General features: G+C 37.4%; 7 protein-coding genes. 2 read left to right on the forward strand and 5 right to left on the reverse strand.

From position 1 onward, the window contains the following. Positions 1 to 41: 41 nt before the first annotated feature. Together BN986_RS16445 and BN986_RS16450 are read right to left on the reverse strand one after the other, a co-directional pair. Positions 42 to 2,066, reverse strand: a complete 2,025-nt coding sequence (locus tag BN986_RS16445) for an ABC transporter ATP-binding protein (protein ID WP_040982037.1) — start codon at positions 2,064 to 2,066, stop codon at positions 42 to 44. Positions 2,067 to 2,078: 12 nt separating this feature from the next. Further along, on the reverse strand, positions 2,079 to 3,812 hold the full coding sequence (locus tag BN986_RS16450; RefSeq protein ID WP_040982039.1) for an ABC transporter ATP-binding protein: 1,734 nt from the start codon (positions 3,810 to 3,812) through the stop codon (positions 2,079 to 2,081). Between the two features lie 1,477 nt (positions 3,813 to 5,289). On the opposite strand from BN986_RS16450, the gene BN986_RS16455 reads away from it, so the two are divergent. Continuing rightward, positions 5,290 to 5,844 (forward strand): beta-class carbonic anhydrase, encoded by a 555-nt coding sequence (locus BN986_RS16455; protein WP_040982041.1) that lies wholly within the window; start codon positions 5,290 to 5,292, stop codon positions 5,842 to 5,844. A 72-nt stretch (positions 5,845 to 5,916) separates the two neighbouring features. Here BN986_RS16455 and BN986_RS16460 read toward each other — a convergent pair whose 3' ends face one another. After that, positions 5,917 to 7,002, reverse strand: coding sequence for an undecaprenyldiphospho-muramoylpentapeptide beta-N-acetylglucosaminyltransferase (locus BN986_RS16460; protein WP_040982042.1), 1,086 nt, complete (start codon positions 7,000 to 7,002; stop codon positions 5,917 to 5,919). Positions 7,003 to 7,105: 103 nt separating this feature from the next. Here BN986_RS16460 and BN986_RS16465 point away from each other — a divergent pair, with 103 nt between their 5' ends. Next, positions 7,106 to 8,473 (forward strand): MATE family efflux transporter, encoded by a 1,368-nt coding sequence (locus BN986_RS16465; protein ID WP_040982043.1) that lies wholly within the window; start codon positions 7,106 to 7,108, stop codon positions 8,471 to 8,473. Positions 8,474 to 8,524: 51 nt separating this feature from the next. Here BN986_RS16465 and BN986_RS16470 read toward each other — a convergent pair whose 3' ends face one another. Together BN986_RS16470 and odhB are read right to left on the reverse strand one after the other, a co-directional pair. Continuing rightward, positions 8,525 to 9,712 (reverse strand): NupC/NupG family nucleoside CNT transporter, encoded by a 1,188-nt coding sequence (locus BN986_RS16470; RefSeq protein ID WP_040982044.1) that lies wholly within the window; start codon positions 9,710 to 9,712, stop codon positions 8,525 to 8,527. Between the two features lie 835 nt (positions 9,713 to 10,547). After that, positions 10,548 to 11,837, reverse strand: a complete 1,290-nt coding sequence (gene odhB, locus BN986_RS16475) for a 2-oxoglutarate dehydrogenase complex dihydrolipoyllysine-residue succinyltransferase (protein ID WP_040982045.1) — start codon at positions 11,835 to 11,837, stop codon at positions 10,548 to 10,550. Position 11,838 lies beyond the last annotated feature (1 nt).

Genomic DNA, 11,838 nt, shown 5'->3' on the forward strand with positions numbered 1-11,838 from the left:
CTAAATTCAAAAGGATATGGGCTTTTACTTCTTGATTCTGCTTAGACACTGACTTTCAACGAACCCTGCTGCATTTGATACATTTGATAATATGAGCCGCGCTCTGTAATCAATGTATCATGATTTCCCTGCTCAATAATCTTTCCATTATCCAGAACAATAATTTGATCTGCCTGCTGAATGGTCGATAACCGATGGGCTATGACAAGTGTGGTTCTGCCTTGTTTTAGCACCTCTAACGCATGTTGGATCAGCAGCTCTGTTTCCGTATCAATATTTGCTGTCGCTTCATCTAAGATAAGAATAGATGGATCGAAAGCAAGTGCTCTTGCAAATGAAATTAATTGTCTTTCCCCTAAGGAATAGGTTGATCCGTTTTCTGTTACTTTTTCATCATAACCGTTTGGCAGTTTTTCAATAAAACGATCTGCACCAACCGCTTTTAATGCAGCAATCGCTGTGTCCCGCGTTATTTTTTCATCATGCATTGTCACATTGCTAAGAATCGTTCCGGAGAATAGAAACGGGTCTTGAAGTACAATTCCCATATGACTGCGCACCTGCTGCCTCGATAAGGATAACGTATCCATGCCATCGATGGTAATGCTCCCCTTCTGCGGGTCATAAAAGCGGAACAGTAAATTCATAATCGAACTTTTCCCGGAACCGGTGTGTCCTACAAACGCAGTGGTTTGCCCCGCCTTCACCTGAAAAGAAATATCTTTTAAGACATACTCATCATTTTGATAAGCAAAAGAGACATGGTCGAAGGAAATGGTTCCTTTGTATTTATCAATTTCTCGATTATCCGTCTCTTCAGCCGGCTGATCTAACAACTCAAATACTCTGCTGCCTGCGACTCTTGCCTGTTCAATTAACGGAAGTTGATTCACTATATCTGTTACCGGCTCAAACAGCCGGTTAATATAATCGACAAAGGCATAAAGGACACCGATCGAAATCACACTCGTCATATCAAAAGAGGAGGTTCCAAAATACCAGATAAAAGCAACAAATGTCACATTTCGAAACACCGTAACTAAGTTATAGGATGTTAACGCACTTAAACGGATTAATTTCTTCTGAAACGTATAATTCCGGTTATTTAATACTTCAAAATCCTTTGTTATTGCTTTTTCTTTATTGAAAGCTTGAATTATTGGCATACCTTGAATAGCCTCATTGATATTCCCGTTAATTTGACTGATTGTTTTTCGAATTACCCGGTTGTATTTACCGCCAAAATATTTATAAAGCCTCATCCAGCCATATAATAATGGAATAACTAGTAAACAGAGTGCTGCAAGCTGCGGATCTAAAATAAACAAAGCAACAAAGATTCCAGCCATATAAATGAGACTGGTCACGACAATCGATAAGACACGCTCGTATAAATCACGAATCGCTTCTGTATCATTGGTGATTCTCGCGACGATAGTGCCTGCCGGCTGATCAATATAATAATTAATCGGCAGCCGTTCTGTGTGCGCAAATAAATCGGTCCGCATCTGCTTTACAACCTGGTTGGCAGACTTTTGCAATAAAAATGTCTGATAAAACTGAAAAACACCTGCTATAACTAATAAAACCATATATAATATCAATAAACCAATAATTGGTGTTTTCTCCGGTTCAAAAAATGGATATGCTTGTTGAACAGTTAATCGCTCTCCCTGAGCCTGAACAACTTCATCATTTAGTTCGATCGTAAGTTCACCATTATTTATCTCCCGTTGACCGGTCAATGGTAATTCTTCTTCAAATATATAATAGGAAATACCGATTTGTAATAAAGTATACGTATTTCCGGTAAGATTATCATTGTTTTCAATACGATCCGCCCGCTTTAAAAGTTGTTCGTGGTAAGGGGCAGTTGTATCATCTGCTGTTTCTACAGCCTCCCAATAACCTTCAACCCCGAGAATATGATCGTCTATCACCCGTTTAGCAATTAAAGGACCGGCCAACTCTAAAGCAACAGCTATGATTAAACAGATGAGACCAATAATAATTCCTTTTTTATATTTTAAAGCATATTGAAATAATCGCTTTTCTGTACTCTTCATCTTTACACCTCCCTATTCTTCCATTTGCTGCTGAACGTATTGTTTGTAGTACCATCCTTTTTCTGCCATCAATTGGTCATGAGTACCTTCTTCCGCAATCTCGCCATTTTCCAAGACAATGATATGATCTGCATGTGTTACAGCAGACAAGCGGTGTGCAGCTATAAATGTTGTTTTATTTTTACGTTCTTCTTTTAGGTGAGCGATAATAGCTGCTTCTGTTTTACCATCCACTGCAGACAAGGAATCATCCAGAACTAAGACTTCCGGGTCCTTAATAAAAGCACGGGCTAAGGCTACACGTTGCTTTTGTCCTCCGGATAACGTAATACCGCTTTCTCCAACCTGTGTGTCTAATCCTTCAGGCAGCTGCAAAATATCATTGGAGAAATATGCAAGCTCCAGTGCCCTGAAAATTTCTTTATCTGTTGCATCTTCTTTACCAAACTGAATATTTTCCCGAATTGTTTTCGAAAACATCATTTGATCCTGGGGAACATATCCTATCCACTCACGAACCTGCTTTAATGGCAGCCTTTCTATTTCCTCTCCAGAGATTAATATTTCCCCTTGTACATCCGGATACTGCCTCAGTAGTAATTTAAATAATGTTGTTTTCCCGGCACCTGTCTTTCCAACCACACCAATCGTTTCTCCAACACGCACTTGAAAGGTAATTCCTTTTAAAGCTTTTTCTGCAGAATTCGGATATTGAAACGATACATCCTTTAACTTCATACCTTTAACTTGTTCAACCTGCTTTGGCTCCATAACATCCCTGACGTCCGGTGTATAAGATAATGTCTTGTTTACCCGATCTAAGGATGCATTCCCGCGCTGCAGGATATTTATTAACTCACCTACTGCAAACATTGGCCAAATTAACATTCCTAAATAGACGTTAAAAGTAACTAAGTCTCCTAAAGTCAATCTATTTTCAAATACAAGCATCGCCCCGTAACCAATTCCAATTGTATAAGACAGTCCAACTAGAATTTTCATGGTCGGTTCAAATAAGGCATCAATTTGGGCAACTTCTATATTTTTGTCATACACCTCTTTTGTCATATTCTCAAATCGTTCTTTTTCATTCTCTTCCTGCACAAAAGCACGGACTGCGCGAACACCACGAATAGATTCTAAAACACTGTTATTCATCTCTCCAAAAGCATCTTGCGCTTTCGTAAAGCGCCGATGAATGGCACTGCCGTAAAAATTCATAAGGATAGCCATAATTGGTAATGGGAGTAATGCAGCTATGGTTAGTGGCCAGCTGATCGTTAACCCCATTACTGCAATAATCATCAGCATAAAAATACTGGAGTCAACCAAAGTCAGTACACCGAAACCTGCTGTCAGGCTAATTGCTTTTAAATCATTGGTGGACCTTGCCATCAAATCTCCTGTACGATATTTCCCAAAAAACGTCGGCGACATCGATAGAAAATGCTGCATCAGCTTACTCCGCATCCATCGTTCTAAAATAACTGCTCCACCAAAAAGCGTATAATCCCATAAATATGAAATAATATAATGTACAATAATTATGCCAATATAGCCTGAGATAACAGCTGTCAAAATTTGTACAGTTAACGTCTCAAATTGGATATGGTCAATGACATAGCCAACTAATTTGGGCGGTATTAATCCAATCGCACTTGCAATTATTAACGCTATGATCGCAAAGGTATACCGCTTCCAGTAATGCGCAAAAAACCAGCTTAATTTTTTAAAAACCGAAAACATCCTTTCACCTATTTTCTATGTAGTATCCTACATCTTAAACTTTTTCCATTAAATTCGTTTACATTCCATTTTCTGTTTTTAAAGCACTAAAAAAAGCATACGCCATTTATCGGCATATGCTTATAACACTCCTACTTAACCTCTTATTAGCCAGCCACATGGAAAAAACTGCGGCCATTTATTACACTTCTCCCCTAAAAAAAACCTAAGAGAGAGCACACCTGTTTATTGGAGGCCACAAAATCATATTCTGTTTTGTTTGATTGAATTGATTCATTTGATTGGTTAGATACTGTAAATTCATCATTTTGTGTTTCCCTCCTTTTTTCATTTATTTGAAAATTGAATGCCTTATCATTATATATTCTTCCAAATATCAAGTCAATTGTTTTTTTAATTTTAGCTCAATTTTTGCGTGATAAAAATTACAAAGTAACTACTTTGGCAAAGAATAGAAGGTGAAGTGTAAAGCACCGCTGCGGCGGACCGTTTTGCTTTCCGACGTACAACGGTTTTTGATGGGGCGAGTAACCGCAGTCCCAGGACGTACTAGTGCAGACGTTGCAACAACTCTTTTCGATGGGGTGAGTAATCGCAACCCCAGGACGTTGCGTTCTTAGTCTGCCTAGGGGCACGCTCTTCAGCTAACTTTTGCCAAGAAGAGCGCTTGGCAAAAGTAGATCTTCAGATGGTGCTGATCCCTCAGGAGTCAAAACGGTCCACCTCCGCTAATTAGGTGTTCTATATATGAAATAGCTGAACAAATAAAAGGTGGTTCAGACAGAAGAGATTTTCGTGGTACGTGGTAAAGATATTCAGCAATCATTCTTTTCTGTGCATGAAAGTTATTCTTGATGTTAACTATTCATGTTGTTTTGATTCGAACTGCTTAACCATCCATTTGAAATAACGGAATGATCGTGTCATCAAACGATAGAGAAACTATTTCGTCCAACCCAACAGTATGTTATCTCTTTCCTTCGCTGTAGAATCCTAACTAAGCGGAGGCCAACCACGTAGACTCCTATGGGAACAGGGCGAGCTGAAGATCCACTTGAAAAGCGGTTTTCTTTTCAAGTTAGCTGAAGCCGTCCCCATGGAAAGCGGAGTGGTTGCTCGGAGCAGGAGCTGTACACTATCATTCGTTCAAAAAAAGCTAATTTAATCAAAAGCAGGCACAATTATGAAGAACACGATAATCCTGAAATAGCAAGATATATATGCTTATTCTTCGGTGAGAAAGTTGTGAATTTAATAAAATTGTTTCAGCTTAAGGGATTAAATAACACCACTGCCTGCTTAGACAATATTGTTACGAGCTGCCCCGTGTTGACCGGCAAGAAGACTAGTAGTGTAAATCTTTTCACCTTGTACAACCCAGAAAATTATTTATTGTAATTTAAACATTTTCGACTTCCTATTTATTTTCATATTTAATAATTCATGATATTATTTTTATTTAAGGGAGATGAAGCATATGAATTTAGATCAACTTTTAGATTTCAACGGAAAATTTGTAGATAATAAAGGCTATGAAGCCTATACAACGGACAAGTTTCCAAATAAACGTATGGTTATTTTCACTTGTATGGACACACGTTTAGTGGAATTACTTCCTAGAGCACTGAATATCCGTAATGGCGACGTGAAAATGGTTAAAAATGCCGGAGCTATTATCCGCAAACCTTTTGACAGTATTATGAAAAGCTTATTAGTGGCTATTTATAGTTTAAAAGCAGAAGAAGTTGTTGTTATTGGACATCATGGCTGCGGAATGTCTAATGTTGATACAGAAGCATTAAAGCAATCCATGCTGGACCGCGGTATACCGGAAGAAACTTTACATACCCTGGAGCATTCTGGTATTAACCTTCATAAAGAATTTCATGGATTCGAAAAAATTGAAGACTCTGTCTCACAAAGTGTAGGGATTATTCGCAATCACCCGCTGCTTCCTAAAGAAGTGAAAGTCCATGGTCTTGTCATTGATCCGGAAACAGGAAAATTAGATGTCGTTACCAGAGAAGACTAAATAAAAGAAAGGACTTGTGCATCTTGATTGAAATGCGCAAGTCCTTTCTTCCTTTTAAACATATCGCTCGGATTATTTTTTTTGAACGGATTCAATAATTTCAATGACTTTATTTCTGGACGCTTCACTTTTATATTTCTTCATTTCGTCCAGCATGACGGGAGCTGCTTTCTTTAATTCCGTTGCTTGCTGAACAAGTTTTTCAGCTGTTAATGTTTCTTCTTCAAGGACCTTCGCATAATTCTTTTCTTTAAACGAATTTGCATTAATAATCTGGTCTCCGCGACTCGCTCCACGAGATAGCGGAATTAACAGCATCGGCTTTTGTAATGCTAAAAATTCAAAAATAGCGTTGGAGCCGGCTCGTGATACAACAAAATCTGTTGCTGCGAAAATATCTTTTAATTCTCCATGCACATATTCAAATTGTGCGTATCCCGGCACACGAAGAGAAGTATCTACTTTCCCGCTTCCACAAATATGAATGATTTCAAAGTTGTCTAATAATACATCTAATGCTTCACGGATCGTGTCATTAATTTTTTCAGATCCGCCACTGCCGCCCATAATTAAGAGAACAGGCTTTTCTCCCGGGAGCTGTGCAAATTCTAATCCTGCCTTTTTACTTCCTGTAAATAATTCATCCCGAATAACTGCTCCAACATAAGCCGCCTTCTTCTCCGGCAAATATTTCATTGTTTCAGGAAATGTCGCCAGTACTTTTTTCGTAAATGGGATAGAAAGTTTATTTGCCAACCCTGGTGTAAAATCAGACTCATGAATAACAGATGGAATCCCTCTTAATTTCGCAGCTGCAACAACCGGCACAGATACAAAACCGCCTTTCGAAAAAACAACCGATGGCTTTTTTCCTTTTCCGAAAATACGAAAAGCCTGCATCGTCCCTTTTAATACTTTAAATGGATCTTTAAAATTTTCTTTGGACATGTAGCGTCGCAGCTTTCCGGTTGATATTGGATAATAGGTCACGTCATCTAATTTTTCAATCAAGTTTCGTTCAATTCCTTCATACGATCCGATGTAATCTACTTTATAACCCTGTTCCTGATAATATGGTATAAGTGCTAAATTAACAATGACATGACCGGCAGTTCCTCCGCCAGTGAATAAAATGCGTTTTTTATTTCTTTTTTCCATGGACTAATTCATCCTTTCCCAAATCATTATATCAGCGTATAATTACCAATGCACCTATTAATTTAACGAAAAAACGAATTACGAAATGTCAGGAAGATCAAATATGTATGAAACAAGCAATCGAAGACAAAAAATGAAGCTTTTTATTATTATCATGCTGCCAATTCTTGTGACACAGGTCAGTATGAATCTGATGAATTTTTTTGATACAGTTATGTCCGGACAAGCTAGCGCAATTGATTTAGCTGGAGTTGCAATTGGTTCCAGTCTTTGGATACCAATTTTGACGGCTGTAAACGGGATTGTGCTTGCCATCACTCCTATCATTGCCCAGCTTATCGGAGCTAAGGAGAAAACAGATATTCCACAAGTAATTCAGCAGGGAATCTACTTATCCATTGGTTTGTCCTGTGTGATTCTCATTACTGGATTTTTTGTTTTAGAACCAATTTTACAGTTGATGAGCCTGGAACCGGCTGTACATCATGTAGCAAAATATTATTTAATATTTCTTGCGACGGGCATTATACCGTTATTTATTTTCCATACCGTTCGAAGCTTTATGGATGGACTGGGACAGACAAGAGCTTCCATGATTATTATTTTAATTTCTTTACCAATAAATGCACTTCTAAACTATATTTTTATTTTTGGCAAGCTGGGAGTACCCGCATTTGGCGGGATTGGTGCAGGAATCGCGACCAGTATTACCTATTGGATAGTCAGTATCATTTCTTTGTATATGATACATAACGTTGCTCCATTTAAGGCTTATCAAGTCTTTCGGGTTCGTTCTAAACCGCAGATTGCTTACTGGATCAGCCAATTAAAAATTGGTTTGCCAATTGGACTTGCAATGTTTTTTGAAACAAGTATTTTTTCTGCAGTTACTATCATGATGAGTGTTTATGATACTAATACCATTGCCGCTCATCAAGCAGCTATGAACTTTGCCGGACTATTATATATGCTTCCTTTAAGTGTCGGGATGGCCCTCACCATCGCTGTCGGATTTGAAATTGGAGCTAAACGTTTTCAAGATGCACGCACGTACACGTATCTGGGAATGACAGGCGGGATTATCATTGCCGTATTTACCGGCGTTATTTTATTTGTATTTGATGACGCAGTTGCAGGGTTATATCATAATAATTCAGAAGTCATTGCATTAACTAAACAATTTATTCTGTTTGCGATATTTTATCAGCTTGCAGATGCAATTGGCGCTCCTATCCAAGGGGCTTTAAGAGGTTATAAAGATGTGAATATTACCCTTCTTCTCGCGTTGATTTCTTACTGGCTTATCGGTCTCCCGGTTGGTTTTTTATTTGCAAACTATACAAGCTTTGATGCCTTTGGCTACTGGATTGGGATTATTGTCGGTTTAAGTGCAGGTGCCATTGCTCTGCTTTTCCGTTTACTATACATTCAACGTAAGGTAAAGCAAGATTATCAAATCAAGAACAGATAAGCTTAGATAAGAAAAAGCACCGTGGATCGTCCACGGTGCTTTAATATTGTTTTATAAGAATAGCCCAACTATTGTTGCCGATAGAATAGATACTAATATCGACCCGGCCAAAAGCTTCATTCCAAATTTAGAAACTAAAACGGCCTTCGCATTATCGATTCCCTTCACTGTACCAGCAATAATTCCGATAGAAGAGAAGTTGGCAAAGCTTGTTAAAAATACCGTTACGATACCTACTGTTTTTTCGGATAGTTGATTTAATAATGGTTGTAATTCAAGCATTGCTACAAATTCATTCGTTACTATTTTTGTACCCATAATTGATCCGGCTTGGACAACTTCACTAGACGAAATTCCCATTAATACGCCAAGAGGGGAAATAATGTAACCAAGAATTTCCTGCAGGGTAGTTCCGGCAAATACAGCTTGAATAATCCAGTTCACCAACTCTAATGACGCGATAAAAGCAATTAACATTGCAGCAACAATTAATGCTATTTTTCCGCCTTCCAAAGCACCATTTCCCATTGCTTCAAAAATGCTTTTATCCTGGGTGACATCCGAAATATCTACTTTGTCTTCTTCTTTTGGTACCTTTACAGGAGCAATGATGGAAGCGATCATCAAACAACTGAGCATATTCAAAGGTAAAGCTACCAAAACATATTCTGGCGGCAACATTTGAATATACGCCCCAACAATAGAAGCAGACACCGAACTCATCGCCGAAGCACAGACAATAAATAAACGGTTTTCATTTAAATGATGAAACTGCGAACGTATTGCAATTAATGCTTCAGATTGACCAAAAAAAACACTATTAACGCCATTAAATGATTCAATTCGAGGTAATCCAGTTATTTTGGATATAACAGCCCCAATATATTTAATAATAATTGGAAGAACTTTTAAATAAGTAAGAACGGAGAGAATTGTTGCAAAAAAGATAATTAAGAGAAGTACATTGAAGAAGAACACACCGTCCTCTTCCAACACAAATCCACCTAACACAAATCCAATACCTTCTTGTCCAAATTCAATTAACTTATTGAAAAGGTTAGAAATCCATTTAATAATATTTTCACCAATAGTTGTTGAAAACATAAACCATGTAATAAGTAATTGTATAACCAACATAATACCGATGGCATAGAAGTTAATTCTTTTCTTATCATTTGACATTAAAAATGCTAAGCCTAGTGTAATGATAATTGCCAAAATACCTAACAAAATATCCATAATACCGCCTCCTCCACAATATATCTGTAAACGCTTTATCATATAAAAAGTTCACAGGAAAACTTTGAGTTTAAATGCTAAATATACATTAGACAAACTCAGTAAAGATTGGACTATACTCACACAAGGACGTGGGGAATGTAGTCGAAGTTCCTTTAAATTCATCGTTTTTTCTTTCATCGACTAAGGTCAGTCACGTAGTTTGACTAACGTCGATACTAGGACGTCTTGTCCTTTATACTTTCCTGTCGCGCAAAAAAATACATTAAAATTCTTAAAAAATAAGCTAATTTACTGAAGAACTCCAATTCAATTACTATCATATTAGTAATTGAAAATAATTTCAATGCTTGGAAAAGAGAATTAATAATTAAAAAAATTTGAAATAAATAGTAATAATTAGGAAAAATACTCTATTTATGCCATATTAGAGGGGGATATATATAACATTTCCTAATGATACTAAAAAATGTACTTTCGACTTTTTCTGCACCTGTCTGTATTTGCAATCATTCATTTTCTTTATAATGTCCTAAGCTAAGAACCTGCATGAGTTGAATTGCTGGATATTCGAAGCTGGACATGGCTACGCTAAAAAATATTCGCCTGAATTTTATATTTATAGTGGAAAATAAACTTAGAATTTACTAAAGGAGGATTAAATGCTTATCTATTCTTAAAAGTGTCCTAAACTCAAGCATATAAGCTTTTGGAAAATATATTAGTTGAGATTAAGGATAGGTGCTACGATTACTCATTTACCGGTATTATTTTATAATATCCTAGACGTAAAAAAGTCTTGATACGAACAGTTCGTATCAAGACTTTTTTCCTTTTAACCTTCTAGTAATAAATCATATGGATCTTCAAGCATTTCTTTAATTCGAACCAGGAATTGAACTGCTTCTTTTCCATCAACAATTCGGTGATCATAGGATAATGCAATATACATCATCGGACGTACTTCAATGGAATCATCCGGCATAGCGATTGGACGCTTTATAATATTATGCATTCCTAAAATGCCAACCTGTGGCGCATTTAAAATTGGTGTAGACATCATGGACCCAAAAGTACCACCATTCGTAATTGTAAAGGAACCACCTTGCAAATCGTTTAAGGACAATTTATTATCACGTGCTTTTTTACCTAAGTCAAGGATATCTTGTTCGATTCCTGCAAAATCTTTATGATCTGCGTCGCGAACAACTGGAACAACAAGACCGTCATCTGTTGAAACGGCAATACCAATATCATAGAATTTCTTAATGACTAATTCATTTCCTTGAATTTCTGCATTAAGAAGCGGGAACTCTTTTAATGCGCCAACAACAGCCTTTGCAAAGAATGACATAAATCCTAGCTTCACACCATTTTTTTCTAAGAATTTATCCTTTCGCTGCTTACGAAGCTCCATAACTGCTGTCATATCAACTTCGTTAAATGTTGTTAACATTGCTGTATTATGTTGTACTTCTACAAGATTTTTAGCAATTGTTTGACGGCGGCGTGTCATTTTAATACGTTCTACCGGTTTATCAAACTCTGTTTTCTCTGATTTAGGTTCTTCTTTTTTCTCCGGTTTTGATGGTGCAGACTCTTTCTTTGGAGCCTTATTATGAGCTTCCACATCGTCTGGACGAACTCTTCCCAGAGGGTCCCGTGTCTGTACTTCGCTTAAGTCGATCCCTAATTCGCGGGCGCGTTTTCTTGCTGCAGGAGAAGCGATCACATCTCCATTATTTTGTTCAGATGCAGATTCTTGTTTACTTTCTTGAGAAGTTTCTTCTTTAGATTCTTCTTTTGGTGCTTGTTTAGGCGCTTCCTCTTCTTTTGCTTCCGATTTCTCTTGTTCACTTTCTTCTTTATCAGAAGATGCTCCAGCTTCCCCGTTCTCATCTAACTTACCGATTACGTCCCCGACAGAAACATCCTCACCTTCGCCACTTGTAATTTCAGCGATAACACCAGCAAATTCTGAGTTGACTTCCACATTAACTTTATCCGTCTCCAACTCTACAATGGCATCGCCTTTTTCTACTTTATCGCCTTCTTTTACAAGCCATTCTGCTATTGTTCCCTCTGTGATAGATTCCGCTAGTTCAGGTATTTTAATTTCTTGCACT

Source organism: Oceanobacillus jeddahensis, from assembly GCF_000750635.1.
GTDB classification, from domain to species: Bacteria; Bacillota; Bacilli; order Bacillales; family Amphibacillaceae; genus Oceanobacillus; species Oceanobacillus jeddahense.